This is a genomic window from Sphingomonas sp. (genome assembly GCF_042096255.1).
Taxonomy (GTDB): Bacteria; Pseudomonadota; Alphaproteobacteria; order Sphingomonadales; family Sphingomonadaceae; genus Sphingomonas.
The window spans coordinates 18,791-39,356 of sequence record NZ_JBELLZ010000002.1 but is presented as its reverse complement, the minus strand read 5'-3'; the positions used below and the strand labels follow the sequence as shown (position 1 = coordinate 39,356).

Sequence of the window (20,566 nt, the reverse complement as noted above, 5' to 3'; positions counted from 1 at the left end):
CGCAGCGGATGTGAGTCTCGGCCGGCGCCGCCATCTTCCCACGAGTGGAGGGATGCCAACGACACGGTTCGCTGGTCTCCATCGGAACAGACGCGTCGCAACAGCAAAACCTTGCACTCACGGTATGTTGTAACGTCGCGACACGCCTGCCAAAGGGCTTCCGAGGCTGAAGAGGGATCTGGCGCCACCGTGTCGAAAGTCGTGATCGCGCTTGCCGCCGCCCTTTGCATCGCCGCCGCCGCACCTGCGCCGCCAGTGACCACCGCTGCGGCGCCTCCGTTCGAGATCCGTGAACCGCTTCGCCTGGCCTATGACACGCGTGCCGAGTGGCTGGCATTCGTTCGCGAGCTGCCGGACGGCGATGCGGCGGCGCGCCGCTATGACACGCTGGTCTCCGACGCGGACTACAGCCGCTATCAATCTGGCCGAACCGTCACCGCCAGCCGGATCGGCTATCGCAGTGACGGACTGCTGATCCGCGGCATCATGGTGGCGCCGCCCTCACCGGGGCCTCACCCGGTGATCCTCTACGCGCATGGCGGGGTGGCGCGATGGGGCCGCATCATCGTCCCCGAAGTGCTCGAGTTCCACCGTCTGGCCGAGCGAGGCTATATCGTGCTCGCGACCGCCTATCGTGGCGAAATGGGGAGCGAGGGCAAGCCGAGCTTCGGCGAAGGCGACATCGCCGACGTGCTAGCATTGCTCAAGCTGGTCGATCGCCTGCCCGGTGCCGATCCGCAAAGGGTGGGACTCTGGGGGTTCAGCCGAGGCGGGATGGTCAGCTATGGCGTGCTCGCGCGAACGACGCGGCTCAAGGCGGCGGCGATCGTCGGCGGGCCGACCGATCTCGTCACCGCCCCGCGACGCGCCGAGTTCGACCGCTTCGTCTACCCCGATGTCATCGCCGGCTACGCCCGTGACCAGGAAGGCGCGCTTGCCCGCCGTTCGGCGATCCGCTGGCCGGAGCGTCTGGCGCCCACCCCCATCCTGTTGCTGCAAGGCGGCGACGATCCACGCGTCGCGCCGGACGAGGCGCTGCGGATGGCGCAGGCCCTACAGGGGCTCAAGCGATCCTATCGGCTGAAGGTATATGAGGGTGGCGGGCACGACCTGCTGGCCGACATGGCTGACGCGCGGGGCGAACTCGATCGCTGGTTCGACACCTATGTACGCGACGGCAAGGCCGCGCCGGCGAACGGTGTCACGGCGCTGCCGGCCAGCGAGACGGACGCGGAATGAACGCCTGGTGGATGCCACTCGGCTTCGGAATCGCGGCCAGCCTTGCGACCGTGCTGGGCGGCGTGCTGGCGCTGCGCATGGCCGGGCGCCTGACACTCCTGCTGGCGATCGCGGCCGGCGTGGTGCTCGGCGTTGCCTTCTTCGACCTGCTTCCCGAATCGCTCGAGTTCGGTGAGCGCAGCTACTCGCACCGTGCGGTGCTGACCTGCGCGGCCCTGGGCTTCACGGGCTATTTGCTGTTGACCCGGTTGCTGGCAAGCGCCCGACGAAGCACGGGCTGGCAGGTGCATCTCGGCCCGGCAAGCCTGACGCTGCACAGCTTTCTGGACGGGCTGGCAATGGGCCTGGCGTTCCAGATCGCGCCGGAGATCGGCGGCGTGGTCGCAGTGGCGGTGCTGACCCACGATGTCGCGGATGGGATGAACACGGTGAGCCTGGCGCTGGCCGCCAGCCATCAACGCACCGCCTTGCGCTGGCTGGTTGCGAACGGTCTGGCGCCGATCACCGGTGTGGTGGCCGGCCTGTTGATTCGGCTGGAGGCCTGGGTGCTGGCCCCGCTGATGGCCGTGTTCGGCGGCGTGTTCCTCTACATCGGCGCCTGCGAACTGGTGCCGCGGAGCCTGGCCCGCGACGGCCGCTTGCGCACGACCTTGGGCGTGCTCGCCGGGGTCGCGCTGATGCTGGTGATGACGGCGATCGCCGAACCGGGCGGCTGAGCCACGCTCAACCGCCCGGCGAAGAGCTTAGCCGTGGCAGGCGCAGCCGGCGTGGTCGCAGCCGGCCTTGCCCTCGTGGTGCGAGGCGCAGGCGTCGCCGCAGAAGATGCGGCCTTCGGCCTGCACGGCGTTGCTGGTGCTGACGACGCAGACGCAATCGGCGCAGGCGCACTTCACCATGTCGACGGTAACGGTCATTGGTCTTCTCCGGGATGGTCGTGATCGGGTTCGGTGACGTGTTCCATCATGTTGGTCAGCATGGTCGCGACGTGGCAGTCGGGCAGGTCGTACAGGACGTTGCGCCCGGAGCGCGTCTGCCGGAGCAGTCGCGCCGCGCGCAGCAGCCGAAGGTGATGCGACACCAGCGACTGGCTGATGCCGATCTCCTCCGTCAGCTCGCCCACCGTCCTCGGCCGATCGAGGCAGGCCGCAACCAGCCGAAGCCGGTTGGGCTCCCCGAGCAGCCGGAACGTTTCCGCCAGCTCATTGCCCTGGTCAGGAGTCATTGATGCCAACACATGAACAAGTGCTTATATGAACGTGTGTGCATGTGTTGTCAACGCCTAAAACGCAGGTCTGTGAGACATGCTCAGTGACTGTGGTGGTGGTGATGGTGATCGTGGCCGCAGGAGGCACGGACAGGCTCGCGCCCACCCGCGCGCTCCAGCGTCAGATGCGCGATCGCAGGCAGTGCGAGGATCTCGCCACGGTAAAGGTCCGCCTCGCCCAGGACGCTCACCGTCGCGGCGTAGCGGCCGGCGGAGATCGGCCAGACATGCAGATCGCGCAACTCGTCGCCATGGCGGGCGACAATGCCGCCGATCCGATCGGCCACCTCGTCCGGCGTCGCGTCGAGAAGCACCGCGGCGGCTTTGCGGACCAGCGCATAGGCCCAGCGCAGGATCACCGCCGCACCCAGCAGCCCCACCAGCGGATCGAGCCAGACGAGTCCGTAGCGCCGGCCGCAGAACAGCGCCGCGATCGCCAGCGCGCTGGTGAGCGCATCGGCCAGCACATGAACATAGGCGGCCTCGCGATTGTTGTCGTGGACGTGCCCGCAGCCATGCGCATGCGGCTGCTCGCGCAGCAGCCAGGCGCTCAGCAGGTTGACCGCCAGGCCGATCGCCGCCACCGTCATCGCTGCATTAAACGCGATCGGACCAGGAGCGACCAGCTTCTCCACCGATTCGCCCGCCACCAGCACCGCCACCACCGCCAGCATCACCGCATTGGCGAAGGCGCCCAGGTCCGCCGCCTTGCCCGCCCCGAACGCGAACCGCCCGGACGCGCGATGCCGGCGCGCGAAGCGATAGGCGAACAGCGCCACCCCCATCGCCGCAGCATGCATCCCCATGTGCCAGCCGTCCGCCAGCAGAGCCATCGAACCCGTCCACCAGCCGGCGGCGATCTCCGCGACCATGGTGACCACGGTAAGGGCGAGCACCAGCGTGGTTGCCCTCTCGCCGGCTTCATGGTGGCGGTGATCCTGTTCGAGCTGGCTGCAAGATGTCGACATAATGGTGGCGATCCGTTGGACGCCGCCGCTATGCACCAGATGCCGGGCGCATGTCAGCCGGGGCCGGCACATCGGCCGGCCGGGTGTGGCCGGCGCACCACAATCGGTCAGTAAGCGAGCGCGCAGCCGTCCGCGCGCATCTCGCTCGCCGCAGCATAGACGCGGGTCGCGCCGTCCATCCGGTGCTCCACGCATTCGTAGCGGCCGAAGCCGCCGTCCGGGTCGCCGATCCGCCAACCGATCTCGGCCAGCCGCGCGCGCGTCGCCAGCGGCACGCCGCTCTCCAGCCGCAGCAACCCGGTCGCCCCGAGCCCCGGCGCGTCCTCGCCCATCGACTGAGACGAGCCCTCGTGATGCCAACGCGGCGCATCGCCCGCGGCCTGGATCTCCAGGCCATAGTCGATGCGGTTGATCAGGATCTGCGCCTGTCCCTGTGGCTGCATGTCCCCGCCCATCACGCCAAAGCTCATCCATGGCTGGTCGCCGCGGGTGGCGAAGCCGGGAATGATCGTCTGGAACGGCCGCTTGCCCGGCGCGTAAATATTGGGGTGGCCGTCGCGCAGGCTAAAAAGCTGGCCGCGGTCCTGGAACATGAAGCCCAGTCCGTCGGCCACCAGCCCCGATCCCATGCCGCGGAAGTTGGACTGGATCATCGAGACCATCATGCCCTGCGCATCGGCACAGGAGAAATAGGTGGTGTCGCCACGGCTGGGCGCCTGGCCGGGATGGACGGGCGAGAGGATGCGGTCAGGCCGGATCAGCTTCGCCCGCTCCGCGGCGTAATCCTTGGAGATCAGCCACTCGACCGGCACCTTGGCGAAGTGCGGGTCGGCGTAGAAGCGCGCGCGGTCCTCATAGGCCAGCCGCTTGGCCTCCGCCTGAAGATGGATCGACAAGGGCGACTGGAAGCCAGCGTCGCCCAGGTCGAAGCGCTCCAGCATGTTCATCATCTGCAGCGTCGCGATGCCCTGCGTGTTCGCGCCCAGCGCATGAACGGTGACGCCGCGATAGTCGGTGCGGTGCGGCTCGATCCATTCGGAGCGATGCGCGGCGAGGTCCGCGGCGCGCAGCCAGCCGCCGATCCGGCGGAAATAGCGGTCGATCGTTTGTGCGATCTCGCCCGTGTAGAAGGCGTCGCGCCCGCCCGCCGCGATCAGGCGATAGGTGCGCGCCAGGTCCGGGTTGCGGAACACCTGCCCCGCCGCCGGCCCGCGGCCGTCCGCCATGCCCCAGGTGCGCAGCGCATTGCTCGGGTCCTCGATGCCGTTCCCCGGCCGCCGGAAGTTCGCCATGCTGCGGCGGATGTAGTAGGCGATCATGTCCGGCACCGGCGTGCCCGCCTCGGCCATCGCGATCGCGGGCTCGAACAGCGCCGCCCACGGCAGCTTGCCGTAGCGCTGGTGCAGCGTCCACCAGCCGTCCACCGCGCCGGGCACCGACACAGTGACCGCGCCCAGCGGCGGCAGCGCGCCGTTTTTCGCCCTGGACCGCGCGGTCTCCAGCGACAGCCCGCGCGGCGAGGCGCCCGAGCCGGCCAGACCCACCACCTTGCGCTGCGCCGGATCCCAGATCATCGCATAAACGTCGCCGCCGATGCCGCTGGAGGTCGGCTCCAGCAGGCCCAGGCACGCGTTGATCGCGATCGCGGCGTCCACCGCCGATCCGCCGCGGCGCAGGATGTCGATGCCGGCCTGCGTCGCCAGCGGATGCGCGGTCCCCGCTGCTCCGCTGAGGCCATAGACCGCGGTCCGCGAGGCAAAGCTCGCGCCCACCGGGCGATCCCCGGCATGCACGTCGGGGCGGAGGAACCGGTCCTCGCCGGCCGCCCACCGCTTCGGCAGCGGCGCGGCATCGGCGGTCGCAGGCTGGGGCGCCCCACCCTGCCCCGGGCCGGCGGTGCCCTGCTCGGGTGCGGCGGCTCCCTGCTGCGCAGCGAAGGCGGGGGCCGCGGCGGCGGCAGGCAAAGCGGCAAGGAAGGTACGGCGACGCATGGAGCGCAGCTTCGCCAGTCGACCTGCCGTTGGCAAGCGGGCATGGCGAACGGGCCGCCGGCCCCGCTCCGGCGGCGATAGAGGATGCCGCTTTCGCCCTGTCCGCGCGCGTTCAGCTTGACGGACGAAGCCGCCCGTACCTCGACGAATTGGCAGCCCCGCGGATCGGCGACAGCACGCAGCGCTTGTGGCACGCCGCGGCATCGAGCCGATCGCCGCGGGGCGCGGCGGGAGAGGCCGAAAGCTTGCAATGGGATAATATAACATTAAAGCGCGTTGTTAGCTCGGGGGGGGGACAATGAAGGTGTGCAAATCGAACGGTCCTGGCCTGTCGGCGGCGCTACAGTTGATCGCCGCTCGACGGTGATTTGACATGCGCTTCTTCGCCTGCATGCTCGCCTCAACCATGCTCTGCGGGACGGCTCACGCACAGCGTGCCACCGACAATGCTGTCACCGCAGCGGAGGACGCCTTCGGCTCGTCGGTCGGTAACGAGACCATCGGGCTCTATTCGCCCAGCCAGGTGCGCGGCTTCTCGCCCGTAACCGCGGGCAACGTGCGGCTGGAAGGCGTCTATATCGACCGTCAGGGATCGCTGGCGACGCGGCTGGTGGAAAGCTCCATCATCCGTGTCGGGCTGAGCGCGCAGGGATACCCCTTCCCCGCCCCTACCGGCATCGTCGACTATCGCCTGCGCCGGGTCGGCGAGAAGCCGCTGGTCAGCGTCGTCGCGGGCAGTTTCGCCTATGGCGCGCCGACCGTCGAAGTCGATGCGCAGCTGCCGATCAGCGGCAAGCGGCTGGGCGTGGCGCTCGGCGTCTCCTATGCGCATGAGGAATATTACGACGGCTCGGACGCGCACTACGGCCGCTTCGCCGTGATCCCCCGCTGGCGGCCGAGCGACCGGGTGGAGGTCATCCCCTTCTGGTCGATGACGATCGGCAAGGACGAGCAGGTCGCGCCCACGGTGATCGCCGGCGGCGACTATGTTCCGCCCGAGGCGCCCCGCCGGCGCTATTTCGGCCAGGACTGGGCGGCCAAGGACAGCCGCAGCATCAATGCTGGCGCGATCGTCAAGGCGCGGATCGGCGACAGCTGGGCGCTCTCGGCCGGTGCGTTCCGGTCGATCTTCGTCAACGAGCAGAACTTCGCCGAGCTGTTCGTCGGCACGACCCGCGACGGCATCACCACCGAGCGTGTCTCGGCCGATCCCGGCCAGCGTTACGCCTCGACCAGCGGGGAGTTGCGGGTGAGCCGCAGCCTCGTCGAAGGGCCGCGGCTGCACACGCTGCACGCGTCCGTCCGCGCGCGCCGGCTCGACAGCCTGTATGGCGGCGGCACCGCTGCGATCGATCTCGGGCCCCGGCGGCTTGGCGACCAGGTGCCCGTTGCCGAGCCTGGCTTCCTCTTCGGCGAACGGACGCAGGACCGCGTGCGTCAGAGCACGTTCGGGATCGCCTATGAGGGGCGCTGGCGCAATGTCGGCGAGCTGAGCGTCGGGGTGCAGCGCACCGATTATCGCAAGACCATCGACCTTCCCGGCGGCGTGCCCAACGCGGAGCGGCGCGATCGGCCGTGGCTGTTCAACGCCTCGGCCGCGGGCTTCCTCTCCGACCGGGTGGCGCTCTACGCCGGCTACACCCGCGGGCTGGAAGAGAGCGGCATCGCCCCGGTCAACGCCGCCAACCGCAACGAGGCGCTGCCCGCGATCCGCACCAGCCAGGCCGATGCGGGCGTGCGCTGGGCGTTGAACGACCGGATGAAGCTGGTCGCGGGCGTGTTCGACATCCGCAAACCCTATTTCAACACCGACGAGCGGAACGTCTTCGCGATCCTCGGCGACGTCCGCCACCGCGGCGCCGAACTGAGCCTCGCCGGCAATCCGGTCGACAGCGTCAGCCTGATCGCGGGCGCGGTGCTGATGCGGCCGCGCGTGACGGGACAGGGCGTCGAGCTCGGCCGGGTCGGCGAAATCCCGCTCAACCAGCCCGCGCGGGTGCTGCGCGCCAATGCGGAATGGCGACCGGCGTTCCTTCCGGGCTTCTCGATCGACGGTGCGGTCGCCAACTTCGGCCGGCGCGCAGCTTCGCGCGAGAACACCGTGTTCGTGCCCGGCTACACGCTGGTCGACATCGGCATGCGCTACCGCTTCAAACTCGCCCGGGCGCCGGCGATGCTGCGGTTCCAGATCGCCAACATCACCGACACATTCGCGTGGAACGTGGTGGGGAGCAACAGCTACGGGCTCACCGACAAGCGGCGAGCCCTGTTGTACCTCGCTGCGGATTTCTGAGCAGATCAGGCGATCGAGTAACGTCGCAGCCGGAGCACGCCGGCGACGAGCAGCGCGGCGGTGAGCGTGAGGAGCAGGCCGATGCGCCAGCGGGTATCGGCCCTGGTCTCGCCCGCGGGCAGTTCGCGCCAGGTCCAGCGCGGCAGGCTCCTCAGCTCCGCTTCCCCCATCGCCCGCCCGCCCAGGATACGCGGCACGAAATAGGCGCGCCAATGGTCATGAAAGGCGTCCACCTGCGCCTTGAAGGCGAGATACCGTCGAGAGCTGTTGCCCGCCAGGGACGAGAAGCCCTCATAGGCGATCACCGCCGGGGAGATGGGACCGAGCCGGTCGATGAGACGCTGCTGGGCGCGCAACTGGTCGTCGAAGCGCTTCAGCAGGTCGTCGATCTTCGCATCCATGTCGCGATCGGCCAGGAAGGTCGCGCGGGCGCGCGGCGGCATCTCGATCCGACCGTTCTTCGCCAACAGTGCGTCTGGCTTGGCGACGTAGTTGTAGTCGCCGTGGAACAGCTTGTCGTAGCTGCGCAGGTTCTCCGCCTTGATCGCGAGGGTGCGGTTGGTCAGCTCGGTACGCGAGGGTGCCGGCTCGGCCATGCCCACCGCCAGGTTCAGCAGCACCGGCGCGACCAGCACGATCAGCGTCCAGCAGGCGATCAGGCTGAGCGCGTTGAAGGCCGACGAGCGGCCCAGGCTGTTGATCAGGAAGGCCAGCGCGAACCAGAACAGGCCATAGACGGCGACCAGCCCCATCCACAAGGCGACGCCGGCGATCTGCTCGGCACCGCGTGCCTCGGGCCGGAAGATCAGCAGCAGGATTACCGGCAGGATCGCGGCGATGCCGATCACCGCGGTCGCGCGCACCGCGACCTTGCCGGTCAGCAAAGTCGCAAGGTCCAGCGGTTGCGAGAGCAGCATCCGCAGCGTTCCGGCTTCGCGCTCGCTGGACAGCAGGTTGTAGCTGAGCGCGAACACCAGCAGCGGCAGCAGGAAGACGATCAGGAAGGCGAGATCGAAATGCCCGTTGAGGAGGTTCCACGGACTCTCGATCTCGCTGTCATACATGAAGCTGACCTTGCTGCCGTAGCCGATCGCATAATAATTGGGGATCATGTCCCCCTGGCCGATCGCCACCGGCGCAAGACCGCTGGTGGGGATCACCGCATAACGGCCCGCGCCGCCGCCGCCGATCGTGGCCGGATTGGCCGGGTTGGCGAACGGACCCGGCCGTTGCTGCCCCGTCTCGATCCGGTGCAGCGTCTGCACATTGGCCTCGACCGCCTTCCGCTCGGCGTCGAGCACCGACGCTACGGTCCGGTCGCGGTTCTCCGTCGCGGTAAGGCCGTTGTAGAAGGCGTAGCCGATCAGCGCGATCAGCAGCGCGCAGACGAGCGCCAGCGAGCGATCGGCGATTAATGCCCTGAGCTCGTGGCGGACCACCATCCGCAGGGTGCGCATTCTGTTCATCGTCACCTCTCAGACGCGCAGGCGGCGGGACACGGCGACCAAAGCGAGCGCCATCGCCAGCAGGAAGCTTGCGGCAAGCACGACCAGGCTGGGCCAGTGATGGGACAGCGCAAAGCCGATCCGCGGCAGCGGATAGTGGAACTCCGGCACCTTGGCCCAGAGCGTCGGACTGGCGCGGTAGCTGAAGTGCCGGTCGCCGAGCGGATCGGCGTTCTTGATCAGATCCTCCGACACTACCTCCTGGATGATCCGCCGCTGACGCTCCGCAGCTTCAGAAAAGTCGCGGTGCTGGCTGAAGTCGGTGCCCGACAGCGCCATCGACAGGCTGCGCATCGCCACCACTGGCGCGAGGAGACCCGCCCATTCCTGCAAGCGCTGCTGCCGCTCGAACGTATCCCACAAAGCGCCGAACTGGCGATCGTAGACGCGATAGCCGTTGTGGTCGGTCACTCGCAGCGCGATGCCCCATTTGCTCAGCGGCACGCGCGGATCCCACCGCGTCTCGACGCCGAAGTTCTTGAGCCACACCTTGCGCGAGGTGGCGTTCTCCTCGTCGCGCACCGCCTTGGCGAAGTCGATCCGCGAAGGGGTGGGGTGAAGGGCAACGGCCATGTCGGAGATCGCCTTGGGCGCGATCAGCACGCCAACGATCCAGATCGCGAGCAGCGAGAACAGCGCCACCCGTGAGGTGCGGCAGATCGCGGACACCGCCAGAACCAAGAAGATCACCGCGCCCAGATATAGGCCGTAGCCGAGGGCCAGCCCCGCCAGCCGGGCGGCGACATCGCCGGCGGTCCCGGCCGGCGCCGTCACCAGCGCCAGGCCGCCGACCAGCGCCGCACCCGACAGCAGCAGCAGGCCGACGCTTGCCCCAAGTGCCAGCGCCTTCCCCCACAAGAGCCGCCGCCGCGACACGCCGATGCTGAGCAGCTGGCGCAGCGTGCCGCCTTCCCGCTCGCTGGCGAAGGCGCTGAACCCCAGGATGATGACCAGCAAAGGCACCAGCACCTGGAGGACCCAGGCCGGGGTGAGCGAGCCGAACCGCTGCAGGCCGGTCGCGTCCTGCGCGGGGCGGAACTTCACCTCGCCCTGCGAGTGCGACTGGAGCCAGATGGTCGAGCCGACATAGGGCTCCACGCCCGTGTCGAAGATGGCGAGCGGCGGCTCGGGCTTGAACACGTTCATGCCCTGGTCGGCGGCGGTATGGGGATGCCGGGACCCCTGGTTGACCCAAGCCTGATAGTCGAGTGCCTGGCCGGAGACGCGCTCCGCCTGGACCGCGGTCTGCTGCACCCAGCCCACCGCCGCGGCCGTCAGCAGCAGCAGCACGATCAGGCCGCCCGCCCAGGGCAGCCGCCCGTCGCGGAGGAACTCACGCAGGTCCTTGCTGGCGATCAGCCGCAGCATCGTCAGCTCCGCATGTGCTGGAGGTAGAGCGCCTCCAGGTCAGTGTGGCTCACATCCTCGCTACGCATCTCGGCGACGAGGTGTCCGCGCTTCATGATGCCGATGCGCGTGCCGGTCTGTTTGGCGTGGAACAGGTCGTGCGTGGTGGTGAGCACCGCCACGCCGCGGTCGCGCGCCTGGCCGAGCAGCATGGAGAATTCGTTGGCCGCGGACGGGTCCAGCCCCGAGGTCGGCTCGTCCAGCAGCAGCGCGCGGGCGTTCTTGGCGAGCGCGATGGCGATGCCGACCTTCTGGCGCATGCCCTTCGAATAGTCCGAGACCCGGCGGTCGGGCGCGTCCGATGGCAGGCCTGCCTCGCCGAGCAGTTCCAGAAGGCGGGTGCGGGAAAGCCGCTCGCCGGTGGCCAGCGCCGCGAAATAGTCGAGGTTCTCGACGCCCGACAGCATGCCGTAGAGCATCACCGTCTCGGGGATGTAGGCGATGTCGCGCTTGGACTCGAGCGCATGGTCGGCGACGTCGTGGCCGTTGATCCGCACGCTGCCCGCCGTTGGCTTGTGAAACGCCAGGAACAGGTTGATCAGCGTCGTCTTGCCCGCGCCATTGGCACCCAGCAGGCAATAGATGTCGCCCGGATCGACCCGGATCGACACGGCGTCGAGCGCCAGGTTGGTGCCGAACCGCTTCGACACCTCCACCGCTTCCAGCATGGCTTGTGGCCTTTCCATCAGAAACGACCCGTCAGCGTCAGATCGACGCTGCGCGGGGGCGCGATCATCAGCTGGGTGACCGATCCGCCGCGCCAGGTGGCATAGAAGCTGTCGGTCAGGTTGCGCACGCGCAGGTCGAGGTCGAACCCGCCCAGGCGATAGCCCACCGAGGCGTCGGCGACGGCATAGCCGCGCACGCGGATCGTGTTGGCGGTGTCCGTGAAGTAGCTGGAAGCCGCCCGCAGGCCCGCGCTGATCGACGGGCCGTCGCCCGGCCGGCGCCAGATCGCGAACAGGTTGCCGACGTGATCCGACACGAAGGGCGGACGGTTGCCGGCACGATTGCCGCCGGCCTCGCGCAGCACGTCGTAACGCGCGTCGGTATAGGCATAACCGGCGTCGATGCGCAGCGCGTCGGCAATGGCCAGCGACGCCGATCCCTCGCCACCGCGGGAGGATTGGCGGCCCCCCTGGATCGAGATGGCGGCATTGTTCGGATCACGCGTGACGATATTGTTCTGGCGGATCCAATAGCCCGCGGCGGTGAGCGTCAGCCGGCGATCGAACAACGTGGCCTTGACGCCGCCCTCAGCGGTTTCGCCTGTGGACAGGCGGAAGCGCGTGTCGGCGAGTCCGATCAGCGCGAGGCTGGCGATCGATAGGCTGGCGCGGTTGTACTGGCCGTAGAGTTCGACGCCTTCGGCAACGCCATAGACCACGCCCGCCCGCCAGGAGAATGGGTGATAGTCTTGCCCAAACGTCTGATTTGTGTTCGCGTTGAGATCGGTGACCCGCCGTTTCAGTTCGATGTCGTCGAAGCGCAGCCCGCCGACGAGCAGCAGGTCCGGCGTGAGGTTGAGCGCCTCCTCGGCGAACACCGCCTTGGTGACGATCCCCGTTCTGAACACCGTGCGGTTGCCGGCACCCGCGAAGTTCTCGATGGCGGAAAGATCGGGGAAGAGGCCGCGTACCGGATCACGCAGCGCTGCGGGTGCGGCGGTGCCGAAGCTGCGCGGGTTCTCGAAGTTGAAGTCGCTATACTCAACGCCGATCGTCGAGCGGCTGCGCAGGCCGAGGATCGACGTGTCAACCGAGGCGAAGAACCGTTCGGTGACGATGTCGTTGTCGTGGTCGATCCGCGTGATGTCGCGCCGGAGCATCCCGCTCTCGGGAATGTAGCTGTACCGCTCGGAGTCGCGCCAGCGCCGGATGGCGTCGTAGAAGTCGAGCTGGTTGACCAGCCGGACGTTCTCGCTGATCTGCCAGGCGATGTTGCTGCGCGCCCAGACGGTGCGCGAGCGGGTGGAGCTGTTCTCGAACTCGTAGTTGGTCCGCCGCAGCGAACGGTCGATGACGTAGCCATTGGGCGACCGCACAAGATCGGTGGGATCGCGGGCGACCTCGCGTGGCACCAGCGGCGTGCCCCAATAGGCGCTGGAGGCATCGTCGGTGGTCACGTCGACGGCCAGGTCGGCGACCAGCCCATGGGTCAGCTCGCCCTTGACGGCGAGCGTGCCCGCGAACAGCTCGCTGTCGGTGTCGTCGACATAGCCGGACGATCGGCTGTAGCTCGCGTAACCGCGCACTGAAGCGCGCTCGCCCAGCGGCTGGTTGACGTCGCCGGCGAGACGCAGCGTGTCGAAGCTACCGTAGCTCGCCAGGCCGGAACCGAACTGCTTGCCGATCACCGGCCGCTTGGGCACGAAGTTGATCGCACCGGCCAGCGCGCCCTCGCCATAGAGGATCGACGCCGGCCCCTTCAGCACCTCCACCCGTTCGAAGCTCCAGCTGTCGAACACGCGCATGAACGGTTGCCGCACGCCGTCAAACAGCTGGGAGACCGCATCGCCGGTGAATCCGCGGATCGAGGTGACGCCCGGGATGCTGGGCAGCGATGCCGAGACCACGCCGGGCACCGCGTTGAGCGCATCCACCGTCGTGCGCGCGCCGCGCTCAAGCAGGGCCGCCTGATCGATAACGGTCAGCGTCGCCGGAATCTCGCGATTGGAAAGGCCGCTACGCGACCCGACTTCGCTCTCCGTGTCGAGCTGAGTGTCCGGCAACGTTCCCGTGACCACGATGTCGTCGTCCGCACGGGCGCCAACCACCTGCGCGTACGCCGGCATCGACGCCATGATCGCTGCCGCTGCAACCGACGCCAAGACCCATCGCCCGCGCCCACCGAAACCCCTACGCCCGCAAGCGTCCGTCATGTCGTCCCCCAATCCGAACCGACGCGCGATCTACGCTGTCGACCGGCGCGCCCATAAGCATGATATGTTACACCATTCAAGCGGTGCTCACTCGTCTTTGGTTCAACCATCCATTTAGGCCGGCCTGCGGCGCTACGATCGCACTGACCTAATCAACGGATGTTCCAAACGACCGAAAACTGGAATGCACCAAGAGCGGGATTCAGCCGATCGCTAAGCTCAGCGAGCGGACGCGGAGCGCGACCTCGGCCCGTCGAGGGCCTCGGCGGTTCTTACGTCGCGCCACCAACCCATCGCATAACTCTTGACTAGATGATATAGCATATCCAACGAGCCTTGCTCCTGGGATGGGGGAAGTGTCTTGATTGCGAAGAAGCGCTCGCGCACCACCGTTTTTGCGGCTGCAACCGTCTTGACCATGGGCGTGCCAGGCATCGCGTGGAGCCAAGAAGCGGCCTCCGAACGTGAAGAGGTGGAGCGCGACGAACGCGGGCGCGCCCGCACGAGCGATATCATCGTAACCGGTCGTTCGCTCCAGGAGGAAAGCACCGTGCTGCCGGTGCAGGTTCTAGCCGGCGAGGAACTTGCGCATCGCCGTCAGGGTGGCCTGGGCGAGACGCTGGCCGGGCTACCGGGGGTCCATCTCGATAACTTCGGTGGTGGTGCATCGCGGCCGGTCATCCGCGGCCAGACTTTGCCCCGCATCGAGGTGTTGACCGACGGCGCCAACCTGTTTGACGTCTCGTCGATTTCCCCCGATCACGCAATCACCACCGATCCGCTGCTGCTCGACGCCATCGAGATCCAGCGCGGGCCGGCGGCGATCCGCTATGGCGGCAACGCCACCAATGGCGCGATCAACCTGATCGACAGCAAGGTGCCCAAGGCGGTGCCTGTGGGCGGGATCACCAGCGCGACCGAGGTGCGTTTCGGCACCGGCAACGAGGAGAAGACCGTCGTCGGCCGGGTCACCGCCGGCATCGGCCAGTTCGCGGTCCATGCCGAAGGCGCCCGGCGGCGCGCCGAGGATTACGACGTGCCGGATGCCTACGGGTCTGACAAGCTGCGCGACTCCTTTGCCGAGAGCACCAGCTACAGTGTCGGCGCGTCGTGGATCACGTCGAAGGGCTATTTCGGCGCCACCTTCACGCGCATGGAAAGCGAGTATGGCCTGCCCGGCCACAGCCACATCAACGGCGTCTGCCACACCCATGGTCTCGACCTGCATTGCGAAGCGCATGGCGGGTTCGAGGATCCGTTTGGCGGATCCGACAGCCATACGGCCTTCATCCGTCTGAAAAGCGACCGCGTCGATCTGCGCGCCGACTATGACGATCTGCTGCCGGGCTTCGAGCATGTCCGCCTGCGCGGCTCCTATACCGACTATGCGCATGACGAGATGGATGGCGAGCTTCTCTTCTCCCGCTTCACCAACGAAGTCTGGGACGGGCGCATCGAATTGACGCACAAGCCGATCCTGGGCTTCACCGGCACGGCGGGCATCCAGTATACTGACGGCACGTTCAGCGGCATCAACGTCAACAACCTGCACCGCCCGTTTCCCGACGGCGCTTACGGCCTGGACGGCAGTCCCGACTATCAGTCGGAGAATGTCGGCATCTTCCTGACCGAACGCCGCTCGTTCGGCGCGTTCGATATCGAGGCAGCGGTGCGCCAGGACTGGCGTCGCATCGACGTGGGCGTGCCGAACTGGCGGGAGACGATCGGTCCCGAACTCGCTGCCCTCTTCGTCGAATGGTATGGTGCCGATTGGCGAACCATCTTGGAAGCCGAGGATGTCGCGGCGTTTCGCGAGCGCAATCCCACCGTCCGGCACAATCCCTTTTCGGCATCATTGGGCGCCACCTTGAACGTGGGACAGGGTTACGCGCTTGCCTTGTCGCTCGCGCATACCGAACGCGCGCCAAGCGTGCGCGAGCTGTACGCCCGTGGCAACAACCTGGCGACCAACAGCTACGAACTCGGCCTGGTGGCCGAGGTTGAGGGATTCGAGAACCGAGGCGTGTCGGCGGAGGACATCCTGGAGTCCACCGATGCGGTCAACCTGACGTTCCGCAAGACGGGTGGCGCACTGGGGTTCGAGATCGGCCTGTTCTACCAGGATGTCAGCGACTATGTCTTCGCGCGGCTGATCGAGACCGAAAACGAGACCGGCGTACCGCACAACTTCCTGGTCTACACCGCCGCCGACGCGCGCTTCGCCGGCATCGACGGGCAGGTGAGCTACCAGCTCACGCCCGCATCGCGCGTCACCGTGTTTGGCGACTACGTCGACGCGAAGCTGAAGAGCGAGAACGACAATCTGCCCCGCATTCCTCCGGGACGGCTTGGCGCACGCTATGAGCATGCCGCCGGCTCGCTGTCGGGGGACGTGGAATATTACCATACCTTCGAGCAGGACAAGATCGCGTTGTATGAGACGCGCACCGCCGGTTACGACATGCTCAACGCGACGCTCAGCTATCGCTTCGACCTCGGTCGAGCCAAGGCGGTCGAGCTCTATGTTCGTGGCACCAACCTGCTGAATGAACTCGCCTTCGTCCACACCTCGTTCGTCAAAGATCAGTCACCTCTTCGGGGACGCAACTTCGTGATCGGCATGCGTCACGCTTTCTAATGAAGGCGGATGCGGCCGGCACGCCGGTCGAATCCGCCGCCATCAGTAGACGTTGCCGAAAGAGTCGGTGCGCTGGCTGCGCTGCACGGTGTTCAAGCAGTGCGGTTTCCCCAACCTGTTCCGAGCGCTGCTCCTCTAAACCGACAGGGAAAGACAGAGAAACGGGGAAGGCCGCAGTTCCGCGGGCGGCTGGATGGAGCGTTTAGCGGCTGGGATAGATGACCTGCCAGCGACCGGGAGACCACCAGCACATCCTTCAGGCGCCCTGAGCGGTAGCGGGCTCGTCGCGCGCAACAGGGGGGCTGCAGCCAGCGCCTGAGGTGTACCCGCTCCGCCGTTGAGGCACCACTCGACTGATCCGCGCGGCACGCCCACTTTCATGCCCAACTTGCATGCGGATAGTCCCGCTCGGATACGAGCGCGCGCGAACGCATCAACGCTGAAACTCGTCCTTCGGCTAGAGCTGTACCGGGCTCCCGGGCCGTCAGCGAAGTGGCTTGAACACGCGCGGAACCCTGGTTGAAGGTACACCCTCTCCGCCAAGAGGCAGGAGGCCTGGCACGCGCCCATCTGGCGGTGCCTAGTCTCTTGCTCAAACCTAGTCTCATGCTCAACAAGGTCGCCACGTTCCAGGTCGTCACGTCGAGCGACGGGCAGGAACGCGCTCGCGGGGGATCGCTGTCGCCGCGGCGGCGGAATGCGCGGGGGCGCGACCGAGTTTGTCACCGACGAGGACGGCAATGTGGAGGCTGATGCGGAGTGACCGACCGTTTCGATGTGGTGATCGTGGGTGCGGGCCATGGCGGCGCCCAGGCGGCGATCGCGCTGCGCCAGCGCAAGTTCGAGGGAACGATGGCGGTGATCGGCGACGAGCCGGAACTGCCCTATGAACGCCCGCCGCTTTCCAAGGACTATCTCGCCGGCGACAAGGCTTTCGAACGGCTGCTGATCCGTCCGGCGAGCTTCTGGGCGGATCGGCAGGTCGCCATGCTGCCCGGCCGGCGGGTCAGCGCGGTTGATCCGATCACCAGGCAGCTGTCGGTCCAGGGTGGCAAGGCGATCGGCTACGGCACCCTGATCTGGGCCACCGGGGGGCGCCCACGCCGGCTGTCCTGCTCCGGCCATGACCTGGCCGGCGTACATTCGGTGCGCACCCGCGCGGACATCGACCGGCTGCTCGCCGAGCTGCCGCAGGTGACCCGCGTGGTGGTGATCGGCGGCGGCTATATCGGGCTGGAAGCAGCGGCGGTGCTGACCAAGTTCAGCAAGCAGGTGACGGTGCTGGAGGCGCAGAACCGCGTGCTGGCCCGCGTCGCCGGCCCTGCCTTGTCGCGTTTCTACGAGGCCGAGCACCGCGCCCACGGTGTCGACATCCGGCTGGGCGCGAACGTGGCCTGCATCGAGGAGCGCGACGGCGCCGCCTGCGGCGTACGACTGGCCGACAACGAGGTGCTGCCCTGCGAGATGGTGATCGCTGGCATCGGCATCGTGCCCGCGGTAGAGCCGCTGATCGCGGCGGGAGCCGAGGGCGGCAACGGGGTGGCGGTGGACTCGCTCTGCCGCACCTCGCTGCCCGACGTCTGGGCGATCGGAGATTGTGCCGCCCACCCGAATCCGTATGCCGACGGCGCGACGCTCCGCCTCGAATCGGTGCAGAACGCCAACGATCAGGCGACCACGGTCGCCAAGGCGCTCACCGGCGTGGCCGAGCCCTATGATGCGGTGCCCTGGTTCTGGTCCAACCAATATGACCTGAAGCTCCAGACAGTCGGCCTTTCTCTCGGTCACGACCGCGAGGTCGTGCGGGGCGATCCGGCGAGCCGCGCCTTCACCGTCGCCTATTACCGCGGGCCGAGGCTGGTCGCGCTCGACTGCGTCAACACGATGAAGGACTATGTGCAGGGCCGCGCGCTGGTGGCGGCGCGTGCGGAGATCGATCCGGCGGCGCTTGCCGATGCGGCCGTGCCACTCAAGGAGCTCGCCACCGCAGGGATCGCGACGCCCCTCTCGTGAGCATCGCATCGCGGTGGCGAGAGATCAGATCGTCAGCGTTCCGGTCCGCTCGAACAGCTTCAGCACGGTCCGGTCGCTTTCGCCCGCACGCACGGCGGCCTGGAAGATGATCGGATCGACCGGACCGATCGGCACCTCGCACAGCAGGCGCCCGTCCCTCGCCGCGCCCGTCATCGTGTCGGGCAGCAGCGCAAGCCCTCCGCCGCCGACGATGATCTCGATCAGCGCGCGCACGTTGTTGCAGGTGTTCACGTCCTGCCGGTCCAGTCCGGCGCGCTCCAGCGAGGCCGTCATGGCGCGATACAGCGGCGAATGACCGGGGAGCGACCAGAGCGGCGGCATCCAGCCCTTTTCACGGGTCATCCGCTCGAGCACCTCCGGGGCTGCCAGCCAGTGCGGCCGCACGGCTCCGATCGACCGGGTGACGATCCCCGGGCTGGCGACCGGTCCCGCCAGGAAGACCAGGTCGCTCTCGCCGGCTAGCAGCTGCTCCAGCATCCGCGCGGTCAGGTCCACCGTCACTTCCAGCAGCACGCCGGGCAGGTCACGCTTGATGGCCGTCAGGAACCCGGGCAGGCAGCTCGCCGCCACGATCTCGCCGCTACCGATGCGCACGACGCCGTGATCCGAAGTGGCGTCGCCGATCTCGACCAGCATCCTCTCCAGCGCCGACCACAAAGGCTCGCCCTCGCGAACCAACCGGCGGCCCTGCGCCGTCAGCACCATGCGCCGCCCCCGGCGCTGGAAGAGCGCCGTGCCCAGCTGGGTCTCGAGCTCACGCACGCGGGCCGAGATCGCGGGCTGGGTGGTGTTCAGATGCGCTGCGGCGGCCGCGAACGTTCCCAAGCGGTCGATCGCGAGCAGAGTCTCGAAATGATAGAGGGCAAGCCGTTTCATCAGCGTGTCTTATCGATAAGGTAAACGAACAATCATTGGAAGCAATGGGATCGACTCCGTAGGGTCCGCGCACGTCACCACGGGAGTTCCCACTTGGCCCGCAAGCTCTATCCGGATGCGACCGCCGCGCTCGACGGCCTGTTGCGCGACGGCATGACCATCGCTGCCGGCGGCTTCGGCCTGTGCGGCATTCCCGAGCGGCTGCTGGACGCAATCCAGGCCTCGGGCGTGACCGGCCTCACCTTCGCCAGCAACAATGCCGGCATCGACAATGAGGGGATCGGCAAGCTGCTGCGCACGCGGCAAGTGGCCAAGATGATCTCCTCCTATGTCGGCGAGAACAAGGAGTTCGAGCGCCAGTATCTCGCCGGCGAACTGGAGGTGGAATTCTCCCCCCAGGGCACGCTGGCCGAACGGCTGCGGGCGGGCGGCGCCGGCATCCCGGGCTTCTACACGAAGACGGGGGTCGGCACGCTGGTGGCCGAGGGCAAGGACGTGAGGGTGTTCGACGGCCAGGAGTATATCCTGGAGCGCGGCATCGTTGCCGACCTGTCGATCGTGAAGGGCTGGCGCGCGGACGAGGCGGGGAACCTGGTGTTCCGCAAGACCGCGCGCAACTTCAACCACCCCGCCGCCACCGCCGGGCGGATCTGCGTCGCCGAGGTGGAGGAGATCGTGCCGGTCGGCACGCTGGACGGCGATGCGATCCACCTCCCAGGCATCTACGTCGACCGGCTGGTGCTTGGCGCACCCTATGACAAGAAGATCGAACAGCGCACGGTGCGCCCGCGGGAGACGGCATGATGGTGTGGACCCGCGACGAGATGGCGGCCCGCGCGGCCCGCGAACTCCGCGATGGCTATTACGTCAACCTGGGCATCGGCATCCCGACGCTGGTGGCGAACCACGTGCCCGAGGGCATGGAGGTGACGCTCCAGTCCGAGAACGGCATGCTGGGCATCGGCCCGTTCCCCTATGAGGGCGAAGAGGACGCAGACCTGATCAACGCGGGCAAGCAGACGGTGACGGCGCTGCCCTCGTCCAGCTTCTTCTCCTCGGCCGACAGCTTCGCGATGATCCGGGGCGGGCATATCGACGTGGCGGTACTGGGCGCCATGGAGGTGTCCGAGGCGGGCGACCTCGCCAACTGGACCATTCCCGGCAAGATGGTGAAGGGCATGGGCGGCGCGATGGATCTCGTCGCCGGCGTGAAGAGGATCATCGTTGTGATGGACCTCGCCGCCAAGGACGGCAGCCCGAAGTTCATCCCCGAATGCACATTGCCGCTGACCGGACTGGACGTGGTGGACATGATCATCACCGGCCATTGCGTATTTGAGCGCGCCGACCACCGGTCGCCGTTCCGCCTGATCGAACTCGCGCCCGGCGTCTCCGCCGACGATGTCGCCGCGATGGTTACCGCGCACTACGTCCCCGACCTGGACCGCATTCCGAACTGAAGGTTCGGCC

At 67.6% G+C, this 20,566-nt stretch carries 16 protein-coding genes; 7 read left to right on the top strand and 9 right to left on the bottom strand.

Going from position 1 to position 20,566, the window contains the following annotated elements; translation table 11 throughout:
* Positions 1 to 189: 189 nt before the first annotated feature.
* Both ACFDTH_RS00650 and ACFDTH_RS00645 read left to right on the top strand, forming a co-directional pair.
* A complete protein-coding gene (locus ACFDTH_RS00650) occupies positions 190 to 1,239 on the top strand; it encodes an alpha/beta hydrolase family protein (protein ID WP_375285563.1) in 1,050 nt (349 codons plus the stop codon).
* Positions 1,236 to 1,955, top strand: coding sequence for a ZIP family metal transporter (locus ACFDTH_RS00645; RefSeq protein WP_375285562.1), 720 nt, complete (start codon positions 1,236 to 1,238; stop codon positions 1,953 to 1,955). Before ACFDTH_RS00650 ends, ACFDTH_RS00645 begins: the two co-directional genes overlap by 4 nt.
* A 27-nt stretch (positions 1,956 to 1,982) precedes the next feature.
* On the opposite strand, the gene ACFDTH_RS00640 is transcribed toward ACFDTH_RS00645, so the two are convergent.
* The 4 genes from ACFDTH_RS00640 to ACFDTH_RS00625 all read right to left on the bottom strand — a co-directional run bounded on the left by ACFDTH_RS00640 (position 1,983) and on the right by ACFDTH_RS00625 (position 5,462).
* On the bottom strand, positions 1,983 to 2,153 hold the full coding sequence (locus ACFDTH_RS00640) for a metallothionein (protein ID WP_375285561.1): 171 nt from the start codon (positions 2,151 to 2,153) through the stop codon (positions 1,983 to 1,985).
* A complete protein-coding gene (locus ACFDTH_RS00635; RefSeq protein WP_375285560.1) occupies positions 2,150 to 2,461 on the bottom strand; it encodes an ArsR/SmtB family transcription factor in 312 nt (103 codons plus the stop codon). The genes ACFDTH_RS00640 and ACFDTH_RS00635 overlap by 4 nt, the downstream gene beginning before the upstream one ends.
* Before the next feature lie 83 nt (positions 2,462 to 2,544).
* Positions 2,545 to 3,471: a CDF family Co(II)/Ni(II) efflux transporter DmeF gene (gene dmeF / locus ACFDTH_RS00630; RefSeq protein WP_375285559.1), complete on the bottom strand. Its 927-nt coding sequence runs from the start codon at positions 3,469 to 3,471 to the stop codon at positions 2,545 to 2,547.
* 107 nt (positions 3,472 to 3,578) lie between these two features.
* Complete coding sequence (locus tag ACFDTH_RS00625) at positions 3,579 to 5,462, bottom strand: gamma-glutamyltransferase family protein (protein WP_375285558.1); 1,884 nt, start codon at positions 5,460 to 5,462, stop codon at positions 3,579 to 3,581.
* A 373-nt stretch (positions 5,463 to 5,835) separates the two neighbouring features.
* Between ACFDTH_RS00625 and ACFDTH_RS00620 the strand changes: the two genes are divergently transcribed.
* Positions 5,836 to 7,755: a TonB-dependent receptor domain-containing protein gene (locus ACFDTH_RS00620; RefSeq protein ID WP_375285557.1), complete on the top strand. Its 1,920-nt coding sequence runs from the start codon at positions 5,836 to 5,838 to the stop codon at positions 7,753 to 7,755.
* A gap of 5 nt (positions 7,756 to 7,760) precedes the next feature.
* Here the strand turns inward: ACFDTH_RS00620 and ACFDTH_RS00615 are convergent, their stop codons facing one another.
* The 4 genes from ACFDTH_RS00615 to ACFDTH_RS00600 are packed head-to-tail and all read right to left on the bottom strand — an operon-like array spanning position 7,761 to position 13,470.
* Positions 7,761 to 9,221 carry an ABC transporter permease subunit gene (locus tag ACFDTH_RS00615; RefSeq protein ID WP_375285556.1) on the bottom strand — a complete coding sequence of 487 codons (1,461 nt, stop codon included), beginning with the start codon at positions 9,219 to 9,221 and terminating at the stop codon, positions 7,761 to 7,763.
* A 9-nt stretch (positions 9,222 to 9,230) separates the two neighbouring features.
* On the bottom strand, positions 9,231 to 10,628 hold the full coding sequence (locus tag ACFDTH_RS00610) for an ABC transporter permease subunit (RefSeq protein WP_375285555.1): 1,398 nt from the start codon (positions 10,626 to 10,628) through the stop codon (positions 9,231 to 9,233).
* 2 nt (positions 10,629 to 10,630) lie between these two features.
* Entirely contained in the window at positions 10,631 to 11,353 is a 723-nt protein-coding gene (locus ACFDTH_RS00605; protein ID WP_375285554.1) for an ABC transporter ATP-binding protein, read from the bottom strand.
* Positions 11,353 to 13,470 (bottom strand): TonB-dependent receptor, encoded by a 2,118-nt coding sequence (locus ACFDTH_RS00600; RefSeq protein ID WP_375285553.1) that lies wholly within the window; start codon positions 13,468 to 13,470, stop codon positions 11,353 to 11,355. The genes ACFDTH_RS00605 and ACFDTH_RS00600 overlap by 1 nt, the downstream gene beginning before the upstream one ends.
* 496 nt (positions 13,471 to 13,966) lie before the next feature.
* On the opposite strand from ACFDTH_RS00600, the gene ACFDTH_RS00595 reads away from it, so the two are divergent.
* Both ACFDTH_RS00595 and ACFDTH_RS00590 read left to right on the top strand, forming a co-directional pair.
* Entirely contained in the window at positions 13,967 to 16,186 is a 2,220-nt protein-coding gene (locus ACFDTH_RS00595; RefSeq protein ID WP_375285552.1) for a TonB-dependent receptor domain-containing protein, read from the top strand.
* 759 nt (positions 16,187 to 16,945) lie between these two features.
* Entirely contained in the window at positions 16,946 to 18,199 is a 1,254-nt protein-coding gene (locus tag ACFDTH_RS00590) for an NAD(P)/FAD-dependent oxidoreductase (RefSeq protein ID WP_375285551.1), read from the top strand.
* A gap of 24 nt (positions 18,200 to 18,223) precedes the next feature.
* Here ACFDTH_RS00590 and ACFDTH_RS00585 read toward each other — a convergent pair whose 3' ends face one another.
* Entirely contained in the window at positions 18,224 to 19,096 is an 873-nt protein-coding gene (locus ACFDTH_RS00585) for a LysR family transcriptional regulator (RefSeq protein WP_375285550.1), read from the bottom strand.
* Between the two features lie 93 nt (positions 19,097 to 19,189).
* Here ACFDTH_RS00585 and ACFDTH_RS00580 point away from each other — a divergent pair, with 93 nt between their 5' ends.
* On the top strand, positions 19,190 to 19,900 hold the full coding sequence (locus ACFDTH_RS00580) for a CoA transferase subunit A (protein ID WP_375285549.1): 711 nt from the start codon (positions 19,190 to 19,192) through the stop codon (positions 19,898 to 19,900).
* Positions 19,900 to 20,556 (top strand): 3-oxoacid CoA-transferase subunit B, encoded by a 657-nt coding sequence (locus ACFDTH_RS00575; protein WP_375285619.1) that lies wholly within the window; start codon positions 19,900 to 19,902, stop codon positions 20,554 to 20,556. The genes ACFDTH_RS00580 and ACFDTH_RS00575 overlap by 1 nt, the downstream gene beginning before the upstream one ends.
* The last annotated feature ends 10 nt before the right edge of the window (positions 20,557 to 20,566 follow it).